Genomic DNA, 18,406 nt, shown 5'->3' with positions numbered 1-18,406 from the left:
AACTGGGTGAATAAAAAAAGCATCAGTAAATGAAATGCTTACTGATGCTACAAATATACGGTCACTACAGATGATAAACATCAATGTAGAGAATGTATTCAGATATAATCTATAATTAACTTCGAAGGGTTACATTCTTTTCTAATAATTAGAAAGAAAAACCAACTTGTAAAGATGCCCCGGCAGAAGTAGATAAACCTCCTTGAATTGTAAATCCACCACGATCCACATACATTACGTCGATGGCTGCACCGTATTGTTCTTCTGGTGTTCCCTTAAAGGTTTTGTCATTTTCACCATGATAAATTGAAGATTTAGTGCAGTATGTTACCTGTGGAACTAAGTACAACCCATAAAGGTATTGGTTCACAATTCGAATCATACCACCTACATTAAACTGAGTAGCATTGAACTTCCCTTTATCTTGCAAACCACTTGTTTCGTTGTCAGATACTGAACCTTGTGCTGAAGCAAAGTTAGAACTTGCAGAAAAATAGACGTTGTATGCCCAAATACTCGTTTTAAATTGTGTAGCACTCCCTAATGAAGCACCAATAGATACCCCTATTGGATGGTTACCTGTAGTGAAATGAGCAGATTGTTGTGCATTAACGGAATATGCAGTAACAATAAATAATAATGATAGTAAAAAATGTTTCATTCTTATGATAATTTTTGTGCTAAGTAGATGTCGATATTTTTATTTGACTGTAGTCGTGAAATTATATAGTCGTGTTTACTTTTTTTAGTTAGAAATCATTAATAACAGTATCAAATCAAAAAAACATCACTCGTATTTAACTGAATTACAATTAGATATACCCACTAAGTATATTAATAGTAAATATGACTAGTAATAATTCAACTATCATTCCAAATAGGAGTCTTCCAATATATTTTTTAAATAAATAAAGATACAGTGATTACAAAAGATGCTTTTTACTTTCTAAAAATTAATGGCCCTTCTACAGGTAACCTAAAATTTTTGCCCCTAACGGTTTTTTCTAACTGCTCAGTTTCTTCTTGAAAAAATTCGATTTCTTCCCATTTGTCAGATAAAAAAGGATAATGGCTTAACACGGAAAGGACAATAAAAAAGAAGAATAAAAGTGACTTCATAAAAAATAGGATTAACAGTTGTTCAAACTTAATCATATTTTGCACTATACATATAACTAATGTAATTTTTAATATGATTTAATATTTTTCCTCCGAATATTTACCCATTTCAATTCTCTTCTCTCACTACATTCCTCTATTTTTTATATGTTCGTAAATACACAACAACACATATATAAATCAACACACATGCAAAAACTTTGGACACCATCTAACCAGCAAATTGAACAAAGTCGGCTTTTTGACTTTAATAAAACCTTTCTGAAAACCGACAACTACAACTATCATGAACTTCACCACCAAAGCATCAAAGAAAGTGAAAAATTCTGGTCTACTATCTGGGACTTTTGTGATGTAAAAGGTGAAAAGGGACAGCCTCCTTATCAAATTGTTCATGAACACATTTCCAAAAGTGAATGGTTTCCTACAGCATCATTAAACTATGCTGAAAACCTATTAAAAAGAAGAGATAATAAAATCGCTTTAGTCGGAAGGCTAGAAAATGGTGATCGTAAAACATTAACATACAAAGAGGTCTATCAAAAAGTAGCTCAGTTGTCTCACCAACTAAAACAAGATGGAGTAGAAAAAGGTGACCGTATTGCTGGCTTTGTACCCAATTGTATTGAAGCTATTATTGCAATGCTTGCTACCTCTAGTATTGGTGCAATCTGGACTTCTTGCTCTCCCGATTTTGGTTTTCAAGGAGTGTTAGATCGTTTTGGGCAGGTAGCTCCGAAAGTGCTATTTACAGCCAATGCCTACAGTTATAACGGTAAGGTTCATGAATGTTTAAAAAAGGTAGATGAATTACATCAAGCTGTACCCTCAATTGAGAAAATAATTGTATTTGATTTTATAGATCAAGATGTCTCCTTGGAGGATTACCCTTATGCGGTAAGGTGGAATACTTATCTTGATAACCATGCAAAAGAAGTGGATTTCGTATCATTACCTTTTGATCACCCTCTATTCATCATGTATTCTAGTGGTACTACAGGCCAGCCAAAATGTATTGTACATATAGCTGGAGGCGTACTTCTTGAGCATCTAAAAGAGCATCAGTTACATACGAATCTCACAGCAGATGATGTATTTTTCTATTATTCTACATGCGGATGGATGATGTGGAATTGGCAAGTTACTGGTTTAGCAACTGGTTGTACTTTACTGATTGTAGATGGGAATCCTTTTTATCCCTCACCTAGTTACCTTATTGACCTTATTGATGAGGAAAGTATCTCTGTATTCGGAGTTAGTGCAAAATATATCAGTGCGTTAGCAAAAGAAGGTATTTCACCCAAAGATACACATCAATTGAGCCAGCTTAGAGCGATACTTTCGACAGGATCACCACTTTCTTCAGAAAGTTTTCATTATATCTATGAACATTTTAAAAGCAATCTCGTACTCTCTTCAATAAGTGGTGGCACTGATTTAATAGGTGCATTTGTAGCAGGTAACCCTACTTTACCTGTTATAGCGGGTGAACTGCAATGTAAAGGTCTAGGATTCGATTTGGATGTGGTCGACGAAGACGGAAAAAGTATCAAAAACGAAAAAGGAGAACTGATTTGTAGAAATGCTTTTCCAACAATGCCACTTTATTTTTGGAACGATACGAATAATGAAAGATACTTTAATGCCTACTATTCTCGTTTTGAAAATATCTGGGCACAAGGAGATTTCGCAGAAGTGACTGAAAGCAGCGGACTGATTATTCATGGTAGATCCGATGCTGTTCTAAATCCAGGGGGAGTTAGAATAGGTACAGCAGAGATTTATCGACAAGCCATGAAAGTCGAAAGCATAAAAGAATGTATAGCTATTGGTCAGGATTGGAAGGATGACTGTCGTGTTGTTTTATTTGTTGTAATGAAACCGTCAGAGACGCTAACAGATAGTACAATTCAAGAGATTAGACAGGTTATTAGAAAAAATGCCACACCAAGACATGTTCCTGCTAAAATTATTGCAGTATCAGATATTCCGAAAACTAGGAGTGGAAAAATTGTAGAGATTGCCGTTCGAAATATTGTTCACAATAAACCTGTAAAGAATACAGATGCTCTCTTAAACCCTGAAGCATTACAACTTTATGCCAACCTAGAAGAGTTAACATATTAAGATTAAAAATATGAAATATGTACTATTTTATGAGACTGTCGATAATTTTATCAAGCTCAGAGCTCCCTTTAGAGAAGAACACTTGTATCTAGTCAATAAAGCACATGAAGATGGAGAACTACTCATTGGTGGTGCCCTTTGTGAACCTGCAGATACAGCTCTATTGGTATTTAACGAAAGAGAACAGGCAGAGAAATTTGCTTCTAATGACCCCTATGTTAAAGAAAAGCTTATTAAGAAATGGTATGTCAGGCCCTGGGTCGTTATGGTTGGCCTTTAGATAAAAATAACCCGAGAATGAAATTTCATTCTCGGGAAAAGTAATGTTAATCCTCTGAGTTGTTGGCAATATCAGAACTCTCAAACCTGATATCTTAGTTGAATAATTAGCAATGAGTCATTGGAATTTGTATAACTCATAAAAACTACTTTATCTTACCAATGGATGGACTTATTGATCATCCATAGAAAGCCTACTTCTCCTGTTACGGTGACGGCGGTTTCCATGCCTATCTTCCATCCTTTATTTCCTATTCGATAATAGATATCCACCCAAGCATTACTTCTGTTCCAGTCCTTGAGAACATCGTATGTACTTGTAAAACCAACAGTATAGTTAAATCTGGTTTTGGTCTGAATATCAAGGCCTGTAACAAAACCTATATTATCTAGTTTATTCAAGTCTTTTCTCACTGTTAAATAAGGCATGAGCTTATCCGTTAATTGATAACCATAACCTAATGAAAGTGAGTAATTTCCTTTCATCTTTTTATTGTTTACATCAGACGGATCCATCGGAGACATCCAATCATTTACTCCGGCTCTAAAATTTAAGAAATGCCTAGAGTTATCTTTACCCAATTGTTGCCAAGCAGAAAATTCTACTGAATTGTCCCAGCCGGCTAATTGAAGTATAGTGGTTTGTGCATTTACTTCGCTTCTTCCCCACCATAATCCAACGAACACCAATGCGAGAACCTTTAATTGAGTAGTGTTTACAGTAAAAGTGTTTTGCATAGATAAAATTTAAATAATTATTCGATCGTTTGATTAATACGCTTAATCAAAAAATAAGGTTCTATACCTTATCTTAATATATTCAAACGTACGATTAAACAAGAGCATCATAAAAACCCTTTCTTAATTGAAATTAGGAAAGGGTTTCAGTAAAATTAGAAAGAGATAACTTCTCCGTCTGCTGGTATAAGCACTTCAACACCGGCCTCAGCTGCTGCAGCTGTTAACGATGTTCTCGTTACCTGACAATGATCTAAAGATTCTATATGTGTAGCTATCACTTTAGCATTTGGAGCTAATTGAGCCACTTTCACTGTTTCAGATTCATCCATTAAAATTCTTGCCTGTCCCATAAAAATCGCACCACCCGAATTGGTAATAATAATATCTGGATTGATCATCTTGATATTTTCTGTGATTTCATCATCTAACAAACAATCACCAATGATGTAAATAGTAGGGTAATCTGATTTTCTTAACACAAATCCCGAAACTTGACCTAAAGCATCTAATACTTCTTCTGGACCATGTTTACCCCCTGTTCTTTCGATTTCAATACCATCAAAAGTCGCAGAAGTTGTAATTGGTGTTACTTGTGTAAATCCTGCATCTTTCAACATTTGCTCTTCAGTATCTTGAGAGAAAACAGGTAAATCTTTATTTAATAGTTCTATTGCAGTTGGGTCAATATGATCTGGGTGTGCATGTGTCAATAACATTGCGTCCGTTCCTTCAATTACTTCTTCTTTGGAAAAAGGTAAGTCGACGGTTGGATTCAAGTTTTGATCCGGAACAACAAAAGACATCATTGAGTTTTTCTCACCTAACATCGGGTCTACCAAAAGAGTCTTTCCACCATAATTTAGTTTTAAAGTCGCATTTCTGATCAATTGGATATCTACAGAGTTCATGATTATGTATTTAAGGTTTTTATTAAATTTCTAATACAAAGGTCATGAAACCCAGTCACAGTATGCTTACCAATAAATTATCAATTCCTACCATTTTGATAAGTGGCTCTATATTCATTCGGACTCACCCCTTCTTTATTCTTAAATAATCGAGATAAATGATTGGGCTCAGAAAAATTAAGCTGTCTGGCAATTTCCGAAACTGTCAAATTCGAATAGATCAGTTTCATTTTCGCTTCATAGATGATTTTTGATTTGATAAAATCTGAAGCTGTAATATTAAATTGTGCTTTAACCGCAGTATTTAGTGCCACTCTACTAATATTTAACAATTCGGTATATTCTTCCAGTCGTTGTTTTGTGATATAGTTTTCTTCCACTAGTTTCCTAAACTTGTAAGCTAAATTGTCTATGGACACCGCACAGGTAATCTTATTGTATTCTGAGTAGCTTCGATTTAATCGAATAAGTATATAATAAAGTAACGAACGGATAAGATGAGTACTATCGTTTTTAGGTTCGAGAAGTTCTGCTTGTATCTCTTCTAAATCAGACGTATACCTTTGTAGTTCTTTGGTATCAATTGGCAAGAATAACTCATAAGCCGATTGGTAGAAATACAATAAGCGGTAGGTAAAATATTTATCGGCAAAAAATTCATTTAAGAAATCTTCCTGGAATACTAAAACCTTAGCATCGAAACTGTCCAAATCTACTTTCCATTGATGCCTTTGATGCTGAGAAATAAAAACTACAGAATTATCTTTAAGATCAATTGTTTTATCATTAAGCTGTAAAGTTCCTTTAGCTCTTTTAATAAAGATCACCTGGAAAAAATCAGTAGTCTGTAACTCTGATGTAAGACCGTGTTTTTGTGAAGGATCGAAGTCTAAGATATTTAAAAGAAAATCAACACCACAAATCGTTTTACTAAATTTCACATGCTTCATAGTACTATCTCTACCGTTATGGAATTGAAAAATTATTGATGGAAAATAATAGAATATTTTTCTAGTAACACAGTAGCAAAAGTAAATTATTTTTTGAATTCACAAAGTCCTCAATAAGTAGAAGACAAAAAAGTCTTCCCCATTAGGAAAGACCTTTCTACACTCTTTAACTTAACTATTAATAACCTTTTATTGCATTAATATTACTTGTATCATTCTAATAAGTAACATTGATACTTTAAATATGATAGATAGAAATTTAGTATGCAAGTGATTGAAAATGAAACATTATTTTACTTTGTTACAACGTTACATTTCAGTTGATTATTTTTCATATACGTTCAACAAAAATTCTTTTGAATGCTAGCAATTGACCTTATTAACATCTATAAAACACTTCTTAACTTACAATTTTTTGTTTCTGCATGATCTTATATGATATTAACTTTTGCTATAATAACATTCGATAAATAAACAGACTTAACGTACACATACCATGAAATCAGCTAAGAAGAACATCAATTATGAAATCAAGCATCAGGATGGAAAGGTGCTGGTTTATAAGGACAATGAATTAGTAAAAACATTTAGAAATGAAATGATAGCTATAGGCTATATCAACACACCGGATTTAAGATAAAAAAAGGCTGTTTTACATCTATAATTGTAAAACAGCCAAATTATTGATAATCGGTTAATAGTAAAATCTGCCATTGTCAATTATAACAACAGCATATGTAATCTGCTAAGGTTAAAGGTAGCTTAAACAGCCTTTCGATTACATTTAAATCCCAAAATCAATACAATTTTTTTGAATGAAGTGTAGAATAAATTGCTTGATCTTGTTAAATGAATGCCTTCATTTTTAAACGATTTACAACGCTTAAAGATGTGTTTTTAAACTTTATTAGCAGAACTATTGAACCTCATCTAAAGATTATTTGTTCTCCGTTATTTCTTTTCTTTTATATGCTTTGAGCTCCTGTGTAGGTTCGATGACAGTCCCATGTTCCCAGATATAATCTTGAGTGGTTACGATCTTCTGAAACTTCATCTTTTCTTCTTCCTCCACCATATCATAAGATTGTTCTGTGATATCTTTGCGATCTAATACCAATAACTCTTTCGTTTCTTTCGAGTCTGCAACAATATTAAACTTGATTTTAATCTCATTCAATGTCTTATCAACAAAGAAACGCTTTTGTTTTTTCACTAATGCAAAGCTTCTTTCAACACTAAAAGTGGTGTGTTCTTCTGCATTAATATATTTCACATAATACTTATCTCCAGATTTTTCGAAGAGAACTCGCCCTTTTTTAAAGGTTTCAGTGTAGCCAAAACCAAATAAGTGGATATCTCTCCCTTCTTTGTTTGGAGCATATTCAAAATCAATCTGCAATACGGCAAAAGTCTCTGTAGAAACATACATTTTGCCAAAGAATAGGCCTCCATTTTTAGGTTTGAAAGTGATGATATACACTACATCATCATCCATCATCGACGCTCCTTCTAAAGTATAATTGTACTTTCCTCTTTTGGTGACAAACTCCCAGTTCTTGTTATCTAAGGAAGCATAGTTCTTTTTTAATTCATTGATACCTCCTCTAATATATTTTGTACCTACAGTATAACTGGTGCTATCTCTTTCAAAATCATCAGAAGCATCTTCCGTATCAGTAGAATCACCGCGGATTTTAGTAGAGATGATTCCCATTTTAAAACGATAATAGATTTCATCATCGTTAAAACTGGATTCCATATCGTTTACAAAACCTTCAAATTTTTCTGTCATCTGATCGTAAGCTTCAGATGCTGTAGATTCTTCTAATGAAATTGCTTGAAGATTAGAGAGTTTGGCTTCATCTTCTTTATGATACAACATCACTTGTGCATCATTGTAATTGATAAACTCTTTTGGTAGCACTCTTTTCAACTCATCAAAAGTTTCCTGGTTGAGCCCTTCAAAGCTAGATTTTTTGACCAACATTGGGTCTAGAATATCATCGTCAAATTCTGTTATCCCATAGTTATGGATATACAGTTTTTCTTTGTAAGGAGCTTCAACAACATAGTTCTTCTCAAAGTTGTCTTCGATCTTAGCAATAATGTCTTTTACACTTTCTTGCTTATCGGTCACCTCAACTTCCTCAAGGTTGACAATATTTGGCTTCAATGCAATTTGACAATTTCTTGGCAGTTTATCGATCACTACTTTTACTGTTTCATAGCCGCCATAGCTAAAAACTAGGGTATCTGAAGTATCGATATTCTTTAAAGACAGGTTAAATTTCCCATCAGCATTACTTACCGTTCCTTTCTTAGCATTGGAAAGAATAATATTGGTATACGGTAATGATTCTTTCGTTTCAGCATCTACTACAACACCCCTAATGATGTCTTGTGCAAACGTAGTGAAAGAGAGAGATAATAAAATGACAATTGAGTAGATAATTTTCATTCGTTGATAGTTTTAGGCTTCAATACATTTCTCAATGTATTATTACTAGTTTCTATTTAATATTTGACACTCTGAATCCATAAAGGATGTAACAGCTAATGCAAATTAATAATTTTTTCACATAACTATAGATGAATAAATCATTAATGCCATTCAACTTGTGGCATCCCAACAAAAATCATCTAATCACAAATCTAGAAATTAGTAAGCACTAAAGATGGGTTTGAATCCCTGCCTTCAATTTGAATAAAGAATGAGAAGAATCTTTGATGAGATCTAGAAAATAATAAAGACTGAGATCATAATCTGCAATAATAGCATAAAGCTTATTGTACAATACTACAGATATAAAAAGAATTGAGATCACTTGTAATAGTAACTTTTGGTTGTTGTGCATGATAATAGGTCGAGAAAGATAGTTAATGAGTTACACCAAGATAAACAGCAACAATAACAGATTAGTTCACTTACAAAAGTGATGAATATATTTCCTTATTTCAACACAATTTCTAGTGTTAAATTCTCTACCAATTCCATCGATAACAGAGAAATAATCTTTAAATAGTTAAAATGAATACTTTCTTTTCTAATACTATATAAAACAGAAGGCCATTTATAAGGAATGTACAATTTATAGATAAAACCCTCATTTTTAGTGTAATAATTACATTTTAAACCGGTTGCAGAGGGTCGATTTTCAAGCTAAATCCTAATTTTTCAAAAAAAATAATGACTTTTAGCATCAAAATATAAATATGCTATCACATTAGAATACAATTGTTTCCGAAATTCGAAAAAATATATATAATTGTAAAACACTTACAAATGTCCACACAACTATTAACTGTTATTACAATGTCCAAAGAACTCAAAACAATCAAGCTACTAGCTGGAATCTGTTTAAATGGTGGCGTATCATTACAAACAATCGTCCGTAGGTTTGGAATTAAGGCGTCCACTTTTGAGATTGAAGAAATGGTAGATCAATTGGCTTTTGCTGGCTATGTTGATAATATCGAAAAAAGCCCAAAGGGTGTATTCTGCGGTATTACTGAAGCTGGTAATGCGAAAGCAAAGGATTTACTTGAGACTTCTTTTTAATCCAAATTTTTGAAATTTGTGTAACTAGGAATGGCTGTTATATCAGAAAGATATAACAGCCTTTTTTATTGGTTAAATAATTTTTGTTAGAAATAACTGATATTTTTTTGCTCCTCACTCTGTAAATATTGTTAACAATCGCTTGAGATTAACATTTTGGAAAGATTCTAAATAAATAAAATCACTCTTTTAACCATTCTATTAATTTGACTACCAAACAACATTCACAAGTTTATAAATATCTAATTTTCATCTCATTATGAAATATTAATCAATGAGATATTACAAAATAGATTTCTTAGTAATTGGAGAAGTATAAGCTTCTTTATGACCTTGGTCACTTTTTCCTTTGATCATCGTCATGTCATTTTTTTTAGGGTCTGCCTACATTTATAGTGTAATCATTACACATAATGAAAAACAAACAACGAAAAAGTATGAAATGAATCTTACTATAACCATATAACTATCACGTGTATCAACCTATTACCTATTAATTCTTTATCAAAACTTAGAATTAGAAAACTAGAACTATTACTTAATAAGTAGAAATGAATAAAATATAAAACTAATCTACTTTTGACCTCTCACATCAGCTACAGGACGAACAAGTCACTGTAGCTGAGAGGCATACTAACCTCGCTTTTATTGAATATCCTTGATAGAAACAAGTACAAAAGATACTAATACAATCACACTTACAGTATTAGTTTATTTTTGTTATACATAAAATAAACAACGGAAAATTATATATTCAATGGACAACGACAACAGAACTAACGTCAAGTACCCTGGAGTTCGTGTAGCTATGGATGGGAACACTGTAGCTATTATGTGCGAAAGGGAATCGTCAGATGCAGCGGGTGCATACCCTATTACTCCTTCCACCCAAATGGGTGAATATTGGGCTGAAGAAGCCGCAAAAGGACATCTCAACATTTCTGATAGACCTCTTATTTTTATTGAACCCGAAGGGGAACATGCAGCAGCAGCTGTTACCGCAGGTTTATCAATGACAGGACAAAGGGCCTCCAATTTCTCGTCAGGTCAGGGGATTGCATATATGCATGAATCTCTTTATGCAGCGGTAGGTAAGCGACTTACTTATGTGTTGAATATTGGTGCAAGAGCCATGACCAAATCCACGTTAAATGTACATGCAGGGCATGATGATTACCATGCGATTGATGATACAGGGTTTTTCCAACTTTTCGCTAAAAAGGCACAACATGTAGCCGACTTAAATATCATCTCACATAAAATTGCTGAGATGGCATTAACCCCTGGAGTGATCGCGCAAGATGGATTCCTTACTACTCACCTGATCGAATCATTAGACCTTCCTGAAAGAGAACTTATTAAAGAATTTCTAGGTAGACCTGATGATATAATCGATACACCAACTCCGGCACAAAAAATAATTTATGGAGAAAAACGAAGAAGAATTCCTGAAGTTTGGGATGTAGACAATCCATTAATGACTGGTATTGTTCAAAACCAAGATGCTTATATGCAGTCAGTTGCTGCACAGCGTCCATTCTTCTTTGATCATATTAAGGACATTACCGATGATGCATTTGAAGAATTTTATCAACTCACAGGCCGTCGATATAAAAGAGTAATGACTTACAAGGTAGAGGATGCAGATTATCTAATTCTTGGCCAAGGTAGTGTCGTTTCTAGTGCAGAAGCAGTCGTTGATTACCTAAGAGAAACGAGAGGGTTAAAAATTGGTGTGGTGGATCTGGTGATGTTTAGACCTTTCCCTGCCGATTGTTTAGCAAAAATATTGAAAGGTAAAAAAGGGGTAACCATCTTAGAACGTCTCGACCAACCTCTTGCTGAAGATGCTCCAATTATGAGAGAGATCAGATCGGTCCTTTCAAAATGTCTAGAAAACGGAACGCACAAGAAAAACGTCCCTTACCCAGAGCTAGTAGGTTACCAACCTAAAGAAATGCCTGCACTATATTCTGGATCATTCGGTATGGGTAGCCGAGATCTACAACCGGAAGGTATTATCGGTGCGATTGAAAATATGCTGGAAAGTGGAACTCAGAAAAAACAGTTCTACTTATCCATTGACTTTGTAAGGGAAAAATCATTTAGTCCAAAACAAAGACAGTATCAAGAAACCATTCAAGAATCCTACCCTAACATTAAGGAACTTTCTGTGAGAGGATCAGAAAATCCTAACTTAATGCCAAAAGAAGCGGTTACCGTTCGTTTCCATTCCATCGGAGGATGGGGTGCAATCACAACAGGTAAAAACCTTGCCATGACCCTCTTTGACCTATTAGGTTATGATATTAAAGCTAATCCGAAATACGGTTCTGAGAAAAAGGGTCAACCTACTACCTATTATCTTGCTGCAGCCCCTGAACCTATCCGAATCAACTGCGAATATTATTTTGTGGATGTTGTGCTATCTCCTGATCCAAATGTATTCAAGCATACAAATGCAATTGCAGGACTTAAGGAAGGGGGCTGTTTTATTATCCAAAGTGATAAAGCAACACAAGAAGAAGTTTGGGCTGATATCCCTAAACAATATCAAAAAATTATCATCGATAAGAACATTCATGTATTCTATATTGATGGTTTTAAAATCGCTAGAGAAGAAGCTACCGATCCTGAATTACAACTACGTATGCAGGGTATTGCCTTCCAAGGGGCATTCTTCTCTTCTTCTCCATTGATGGAAAAAACAGGTCTGAATGCAGATAAATTATTAGATGCAATTCAAGATCAATTACAATATAAATTCGGTGCGAAAGGGCAAAGAGTTGTTGATGACAACATGCGTGTAGTAAAACGTGGCTTTGATGAAGTAAATGAAATTACTTGTAAAGAGATCACCGAACAGAAAGTCATTCAAGACATTCATAAAAACATCCCTGTCCCCAACATGCTTAAAGCGGCTCCTGTTAGTGAGTCTAACCTCTCTGACGTTCATAGATTTTGGGAGCAAACTGGTAATTTCTACCAAAAAGGAATGGGCAACGACAATATCACTGATCCATTTATTGGTCTTAGTGTGATGCCTGCAGCTTCGTCGTTGTTCAGAGATATGACAGGTATCCGTTTTGAACATCCTGAATGGATACCTAACAATTGTACTGCCTGCGGAAACTGTTATACCGTTTGTCCAGATACTGCATTGCCTGGTTTGGTTTCCGAACTAGATGATGTGATGGACACGGTAGTGAAAAGAGTTCGAAAAAAATATGGTAAAGTAGATCACTTGCCTAAAGCCATTCGAATGATGACAACCAAAATTCGTGACCGCTTTGATGCGGTTAAAGGTGATGTAACCGTGAGCGATCAGATTCATGCCATTTTAGATGAAAAAATCTATGATGCCAATACATCTCCAGAGTTAATTCAAGAATTAGAATGGTTCAAAAAAGAAATTGGTGACTTCCAATTTGCATTAACTCGTCCGTACTATCACTTAAATGAGAAGAAGGAAAAAGGTAGTGGTGGTTTATTTAGCATTACATTAAACCCTCAAACTTGTAAGGGCTGTATGGAATGTATCAAGGTTTGTGAAGATGATGCTTTAAAGCCCGTCATACAGACTGATGGTTCTGTAGCCAAATTACGAGAAGAATGGGACCTTTGGGAAGCCCTTCCTTCTACTCCTCCAAAATACAATAGGATTGATGACCTTGAAGAAAAAATTGGTCCATTAGAAACCCTATTACTTAATAAATCAGCATATTCAGCCTTCGCTTCAGGTGATGGAGCTTGTCTAGGTTGTTCTGAAAAAACAGTAGTGCATTTATTCACTGCAACAGTAGAGTCATTGATGATGCCAAGAGTAGAAAAGCATGTGGCGTACCTCAATGAACTCATCGGAAAACTAGAGAAGCACATTCAATTGAAATTGATGGAAACAGTCAATTTGAACGATGCAGATCTGATGTCATCTATTGTTTCAGAACTTTCTGATACTGACCTGACCATGTCTGGTATTACAAGCCGTATTGAGTCGGCCAAAGGTACAGATCCTATCGATCAAGATTGGTTCAGAAATGTCACTCAGTTGATGGCACAACTGAAGCAGCTAAAATGGAAATATGAACAAGGTACTACCGGAAGAGGAAGAGCTTCTATGGGTATGACCAATGCTACAGGATGTACTTCTGTTTGGGGGTCAACTTATCCATACAATCCTTATCCATTCCCATGGGCCAACCACTTATTCCAAGATTCCACCTCATTAGCGATGGGTATCTTTGAAGGCCATATGGCAAAAATGGCCGATGGATTTAAAGCCGTTCGTAAAGCAGAGTTAGAGCTTGAAAACGCTTACGACCCTGATAAACATGATGATTTCTTCACTTACTTCAATTGGCAGCAATTCTCAGATGAGGAATGGCACTTGTGCCCACCTGTTGTGGCCTTAGGTGGCGATGGTTCTATGTATGATATCGGTTTCCAAAACCTTTCAAGAATGATGGCTTCCGGAAAACCTATTAAAGTCGTTGTTGTAGATACTCAGGTTTATTCCAATACTGGTGGACAGGCTTGTACTTCAGGCTTTATTGGTCAGGTTTCTGATATGGCTCAGTATGGTAAGGTATGGAAAGGAAAACCTGAACCTCGTAAGGAAATTGGCTTAATAGCTATGGCACATCGAAATACTTATGTGTTACAATCTACCCTTGCGAATACATCACAAATGTTAGAAGGGTTTATCGATGGTTTGATGACAAAGCGCCCTGCCTTATTTAATATTTATACTACCTGCCAACCAGAACATGGCGTAGCAGATGACTTGGGGGCACATCAAGCGAAACTAGCGATAGAATCGCGTACGTATCCGGTCTTTAAATACAACCCTGATATTGGCACAACAGCAGCAGAAAACTTCGACTTATCGGGTAACCCTGATATGGATAAACTTTGGCCATCGTACACACTGAAATACAAAGACAATGGTAAAGATAAATCGATGGAAGTCGATATGACTTTTGCTGATTTTGCCATTACTGAAGCTCGATTTAGAAAACACTTTAGAGTAGCACCAAGAGATACTTGGAATGATAATATGATGCCATTGGCTGAATTCATGGAGTTACCTAAAGAAGATCGAGACGGTATTTTCCCATACATCTGGGCAGTAGATAAAAAGGAAAACTTAATACGTGTTATGGTTGCCGCTCCAATTGTCGATTCTGCTGAAGAAAGAAGAGATTTCTGGATTATGCTGAAAGACATCGCTGGGGTTAAAGAAATAGAAACTGTCGATGAAAATAAAATCAGACAAGATATTGTAGGTAAACTCGCTCAAGGGTTAATGAAATTAGCTACTGGTGAAAGTGGTGATATTTCTGAAATGATTGTCCCATCACAAGATGATTCTCAAAGTTCGGAAACTATCGTTGAAGTTGTAAGCAATGAGAATGCAATGGCTCCATGGATAGAATCTGAAGAATGTAGTGGCTGTGATGAGTGCATTAAGATCAACAACAAAATGTTTGAATATAATGATCAAAAGCAAGCGATCATTAAAAACCCTGGTGCTGGTCCATTCTCCGATTTGGTGAAAGCTGGTGAGAAATGTTCGCAGGGAGTAATTCATCCAGGATTACCGACAGATCTTTCTCCAAAGGACATCGAAAAATGGATTAAAAGAGCTGAGCGTTTGAACTAGAAAGCCCATGAAGTTATTTAATTTCCATAAAAATACTTTCAAACATGGGATTCATCCACCAGAGTTTAAAGACGACACAAAAGACCTGCCGATCAGACAGTTTTCTTTTGCTCCGGTGTACATCCTTCCCCTCTCACAACATATTGGCCAACCTGCCGAACTTGTTGTGAGAGAAGGACAGGAAGTAGCAAGAGGTCAGCTCCTAGCTAAGGCCAATGGATATATGTCAGTACCACTACATGCTCCTGTTTCGGGAATTATTAAAAAGATAAAACCTGTACCCACTGTAGGTGGAAAAATGTCTGAGGGAATTTACCTTGAAGCGTTCCCTTATTCAGGACAGGAAGTAGCAGAAGGTACACCCATCCATTATGATGCAGACAAAAGTGATATCCTACAAGGTATTCAACAAGCTGGTATTGTTGGCCTTGGAGGAGCAGCTTTTCCCACTCATGTTAAACTGAAAGTACCTGAAGATAAAACCTGTGAAGTCCTCTTACTCAATGGTGTTGAATGTGAGCCTTTCCTTACTACAGACCACCGAGTTATGCTAGAACAAGCAGAAGACATCTTTATGGGTATTCGATATTTATTAAAGGCAACAGGAGCAAATGAATGTATCATTGGCATTGAAGCCAACAAGAAAAATGCCGCAAAGCATCTTGAAAGTTTACTTCCAGAAGACTTACCTATATCGGTAAAAGTAGTTCCTGTAAAATACCCTCAAGGTGCGGAGAAAATGTTGATCACTTCTGTTCTTGATATCGAAGTGCCATCGGGTGGATTACCTATTGATGTTGGTGTTGTTGTCGTTAATGTAGCGACTACTGCAGAAATAGGAAGACTATTACCTAGAGGTCAAGGTATTCAAGAACGGGTAGTAACAATAACAGGGCCTGGGGTAAAGAAAAAAGGCAATTACCTTATTCCTATTGGTACTCCATTACGGTTTGTCCTCGAGGAAGTGGGTGTCTCCAATGATATTTCAGAAGTATATCTCGGCGGACCAATGATGGGTGTATCAGTTTCCAACTTAGATATCCCTATCGTTAAAGGTACCTCTGGAATAGTAGTTTTCACAAAGAATGAAGTAAAGGTAAACGATAGAGTTTTTGCCTGCATAAAATGTGGAAGCTGTGTAGATGCCTGCCCTATTAGTCTAAACCCTTCGAAAATGGGGTTATTGGCAAAAGCAGAATCATATGATCAGATGGCAGAAGATTGCAATTTGATGGACTGCTTTGAATGTGGAAGCTGCTCTTATGTATGCCCATCCAATATTCCGTTAGTACAGAGGTTTAGAATTGCTAAATCTATTGTTAGAAAAAGAAAAGCCAAAATACATGCTTAGTAAAACATTACATATCAGCACATCCCCTCACCTTACTAAAGGTGTAACCACTGATGTGATCATGAAGAATGTGGTCTATGCACTATTACCTGCTGCATTATTTTCAGTTTATGTATTTGGTATCAGTGCATTATTGACCATAGGTATGTCGGTAGCTTCCTGTGTAATCACAGAACATTTGCTTTGCAAGGTCACAAATAAAGACACTACAATAGATGATTACTCTGCAACCATAACTGGTTTACTACTGGGCCTTACACTCCCTCCTATTTTTCCACTTTGGATGACAATGGTTGGGGGTGTAATCGCCATTGGATTAGGAAAATTCTTATTCGGTGGGTTGGGTTACAATGTATTTAATCCTGCCTTAGTGGGTAGGGCGGTATTGCAAGCAGCATTTCCTGTAGCTATTACCACTTGGTATCCTGCATTACTTGACAATCGTTTTACCTCAGTTCCTTCTTCATTATTTACTGTTCCTTTACTACAACCTGTATTTGATGGAAGTTCTGGAGCTACACCATTATCGGCTTTTAAGTTTGATCATGTTGCAGCAGAAACTTCAGATCTTTTCTTAGGGTTTGTAGGAGGTTCAACGGGAGAAACCAGTGTTATTTTTATTCTACTAGGTGGCATTTACCTTATCTACAAGGGCATGATGAATTGGAGGATTCCATTATCCATTCTAAGTAGTGCGTTTATCTTTTCCGGCATTTTATATATGATACAACCCGAAGTATATCCTACTCCATGGTTTATCTTATGCTCTGGAGGACTAATGCTGGGAGCTATGTTTATGGCTACAGATATGGTGGGCTCACCAATCACATCTTTAGGAGTATGCATCTATGGTTGTTTCATTGGAATTTTAGTCGTCGTCATTCGTATTTGGGGAGGACTTCCCGAAGGAGTAATGTATGCTATTTTATTGGCCAATGCTTTATCTCCACAGATTGATCGATGGATACAACCTAAAGTTTACGGTACATCAAAAAGTAAAAAGTCATGAATGCACCAAGTCAACCTATACCACAAGAGGATACTCCAAAGAGTGGAAAAATGCTATCAGCAATGGTAGGGCTGGGTCTACTTTGTGCTCTACTAATTGTATCTATCTACGAAGGAACAAGTGAGAGACGGGCTTTCTTAAAAGCAGAAGCTTTAGAAAAAGCCATCTTTCAAGTGATTCCCAATACACAAAAGATGGAGCCCATGCTGATTGAAAACGGAACATTAATACCCTTCGACCAAAAGAAACAGGGGTTAACCAAAATCTATGTTGGATACAACGATGAAGGCAACATGTCTGGGTATGCATTGGAGTGTAGCGGACAAGGGTATGCTGACATTATTAAAATCTTGATAGGTTATGATCCCAAAACAGAAACAGTTGTCGGGTTCCATGTATTAGAGAGTAAAGAAACTCCAGGCCTAGGTGATAAGATTGAAAAAGATGAAAACTTTCTAGCCAACTTTATCGCTCTGGATGTCAGTTGGGACAAGGAAAAGAAGCAACTCAATAATGCCGTAATCACTGTAAAAAATGGTGAGAAGAACCATCCATGGGAAATTGATGGAATTACAGGAGCAACCATTTCGAGTAGAGCTATTGGGAAAATCATCAATGATAGCATGGAAAAAGTAAATCAATAATGACAAGTGAAAATTCAGTAGATAACATCACTTACTATTACTAATAACAATCAAAGC

The 18,406-nt window shown here is 35.8% G+C and carries 14 protein-coding genes; 8 read left to right on the top strand and 6 right to left on the bottom strand.

Annotation, left to right across the window (positions count from 1 at the left end; genetic code table 11):
• Positions 1-148 precede the first annotated feature (148 nt).
• Both QL232_RS03045 and QL232_RS03040 read right to left on the bottom strand, forming a co-directional pair.
• Positions 149-661 carry a hypothetical protein gene (locus QL232_RS03045; RefSeq protein WP_168882508.1) on the bottom strand — a complete coding sequence of 171 codons (513 nt, stop codon included), beginning with the start codon at positions 659-661 and terminating at the stop codon, positions 149-151.
• A gap of 278 nt (positions 662-939) precedes the next feature.
• Positions 940-1,119: a hypothetical protein gene (locus QL232_RS03040; RefSeq protein WP_281613021.1), complete on the bottom strand. Its 180-nt coding sequence runs from the start codon at positions 1,117-1,119 to the stop codon at positions 940-942.
• A 189-nt stretch (positions 1,120-1,308) separates the two neighbouring features.
• Between QL232_RS03040 and QL232_RS03035 the strand changes: the two genes are divergently transcribed.
• Both QL232_RS03035 and QL232_RS03030 read left to right on the top strand, forming a co-directional pair.
• Positions 1,309-3,246, top strand: a complete 1,938-nt coding sequence (locus QL232_RS03035; protein WP_281613020.1) for an acetoacetate--CoA ligase — start codon at positions 1,309-1,311, stop codon at positions 3,244-3,246.
• Between the two features lie 10 nt (positions 3,247-3,256).
• On the top strand, positions 3,257-3,526 hold the full coding sequence (locus QL232_RS03030; RefSeq protein WP_281613019.1) for a YciI family protein: 270 nt from the start codon (positions 3,257-3,259) through the stop codon (positions 3,524-3,526).
• A 155-nt stretch (positions 3,527-3,681) separates the two neighbouring features.
• Here the strand turns inward: QL232_RS03030 and QL232_RS03025 are convergent, their stop codons facing one another.
• The 3 genes from QL232_RS03025 to QL232_RS03015 form a co-directional block, all read right to left on the bottom strand.
• Entirely contained in the window at positions 3,682-4,263 is a 582-nt protein-coding gene (locus QL232_RS03025) for a hypothetical protein (protein WP_168882504.1), read from the bottom strand.
• A 155-nt stretch (positions 4,264-4,418) separates the two neighbouring features.
• Positions 4,419-5,174 (bottom strand): MBL fold metallo-hydrolase, encoded by a 756-nt coding sequence (locus QL232_RS03020; RefSeq protein ID WP_281613018.1) that lies wholly within the window; start codon positions 5,172-5,174, stop codon positions 4,419-4,421.
• Positions 5,175-5,254: 80 nt separating this feature from the next.
• Positions 5,255-6,124 (bottom strand): AraC family transcriptional regulator, encoded by an 870-nt coding sequence (locus QL232_RS03015; protein ID WP_168882502.1) that lies wholly within the window; start codon positions 6,122-6,124, stop codon positions 5,255-5,257.
• Positions 6,125-6,620: 496 nt separating this feature from the next.
• Between QL232_RS03015 and QL232_RS03010 the strand changes: the two genes are divergently transcribed.
• Positions 6,621-6,764, top strand: a complete 144-nt coding sequence (locus QL232_RS03010; RefSeq protein WP_168882501.1) for a hypothetical protein — start codon at positions 6,621-6,623, stop codon at positions 6,762-6,764.
• 297 nt (positions 6,765-7,061) lie between these two features.
• Here QL232_RS03010 and QL232_RS03005 read toward each other — a convergent pair whose 3' ends face one another.
• A complete protein-coding gene (locus QL232_RS03005) occupies positions 7,062-8,582 on the bottom strand; it encodes a carboxypeptidase-like regulatory domain-containing protein (RefSeq protein WP_281613017.1) in 1,521 nt (506 codons plus the stop codon).
• 855 nt (positions 8,583-9,437) lie between these two features.
• Here QL232_RS03005 and QL232_RS03000 point away from each other — a divergent pair.
• From QL232_RS03000 to QL232_RS02980, 5 genes are all read left to right on the top strand, one after another.
• Positions 9,438-9,683 carry a hypothetical protein gene (locus tag QL232_RS03000; protein ID WP_168882499.1) on the top strand — a complete coding sequence of 82 codons (246 nt, stop codon included), beginning with the start codon at positions 9,438-9,440 and terminating at the stop codon, positions 9,681-9,683.
• Between the two features lie 757 nt (positions 9,684-10,440).
• Positions 10,441-15,345 carry a 2-oxoacid:acceptor oxidoreductase family protein gene (locus QL232_RS02995; protein WP_281613016.1) on the top strand — a complete coding sequence of 1,635 codons (4,905 nt, stop codon included), beginning with the start codon at positions 10,441-10,443 and terminating at the stop codon, positions 15,343-15,345.
• A gap of 7 nt (positions 15,346-15,352) precedes the next feature.
• Complete coding sequence (rsxC, locus tag QL232_RS02990; RefSeq protein WP_281613015.1) at positions 15,353-16,696, top strand: electron transport complex subunit RsxC; 1,344 nt, start codon at positions 15,353-15,355, stop codon at positions 16,694-16,696.
• A complete protein-coding gene (locus QL232_RS02985; protein ID WP_281613014.1) occupies positions 16,689-17,705 on the top strand; it encodes an RnfABCDGE type electron transport complex subunit D in 1,017 nt (338 codons plus the stop codon). Before rsxC ends, QL232_RS02985 begins: the two co-directional genes overlap by 8 nt.
• Positions 17,702-18,349: an FMN-binding protein gene (locus QL232_RS02980; RefSeq protein WP_281613013.1), complete on the top strand. Its 648-nt coding sequence runs from the start codon at positions 17,702-17,704 to the stop codon at positions 18,347-18,349. Before QL232_RS02985 ends, QL232_RS02980 begins: the two co-directional genes overlap by 4 nt.
• Positions 18,350-18,406 lie beyond the last annotated feature (57 nt).

Source organism: Flammeovirga sp. SubArs3 (assembly GCF_947387565.1).
Classification (GTDB): Bacteria; Bacteroidota; Bacteroidia; order Cytophagales; family Flammeovirgaceae; genus Flammeovirga; species Flammeovirga agarivorans.
This window is presented reverse-complemented; position numbering and strand designations above follow the sequence as displayed.

Bases quoted from the DNA above. Each gene is read 5' to 3' on its own strand.
- QL232_RS03010 (WP_168882501.1), top strand. From the start codon at position 6,621: ATGAAATCAGCTAAGAAGAACATCAATTATGAAATCAAGCATCAGGAT.
- QL232_RS03015 (WP_168882502.1), bottom strand. From the start codon at position 6,124: ATGAAGCATGTGAAATTTAGTAAAACGATTTGTGGTGTTGATTTTCTT.
- rsxC (WP_281613015.1), top strand. From the start codon at position 15,353: ATGAAGTTATTTAATTTCCATAAAAATACTTTCAAACATGGGATTCAT.
- QL232_RS02985 (WP_281613014.1), top strand. From the start codon at position 16,689: ATGCTTAGTAAAACATTACATATCAGCACATCCCCTCACCTTACTAAA.
- QL232_RS03045 (WP_168882508.1), bottom strand. From the start codon at position 661: ATGAAACATTTTTTACTATCATTATTATTTATTGTTACTGCATATTCC.
- QL232_RS03030 (WP_281613019.1), top strand. From the start codon at position 3,257: ATGAAATATGTACTATTTTATGAGACTGTCGATAATTTTATCAAGCTC.
- QL232_RS03040 (WP_281613021.1), bottom strand. From the start codon at position 1,119: ATGAAGTCACTTTTATTCTTCTTTTTTATTGTCCTTTCCGTGTTAAGC.
- QL232_RS03025 (WP_168882504.1), bottom strand. From the start codon at position 4,263: ATGCAAAACACTTTTACTGTAAACACTACTCAATTAAAGGTTCTCGCA.
- QL232_RS02980 (WP_281613013.1), top strand. From the start codon at position 17,702: ATGAATGCACCAAGTCAACCTATACCACAAGAGGATACTCCAAAGAGT.
- QL232_RS02995 (WP_281613016.1), top strand. From the start codon at position 10,441: ATGGACAACGACAACAGAACTAACGTCAAGTACCCTGGAGTTCGTGTA.
- QL232_RS03005 (WP_281613017.1), bottom strand. From the start codon at position 8,582: ATGAAAATTATCTACTCAATTGTCATTTTATTATCTCTCTCTTTCACT.
- QL232_RS03020 (WP_281613018.1), bottom strand. From the start codon at position 5,174: ATGAACTCTGTAGATATCCAATTGATCAGAAATGCGACTTTAAAACTA.
- QL232_RS03035 (WP_281613020.1), top strand. From the start codon at position 1,309: ATGCAAAAACTTTGGACACCATCTAACCAGCAAATTGAACAAAGTCGG.
- QL232_RS03000 (WP_168882499.1), top strand. From the start codon at position 9,438: ATGTCCAAAGAACTCAAAACAATCAAGCTACTAGCTGGAATCTGTTTA.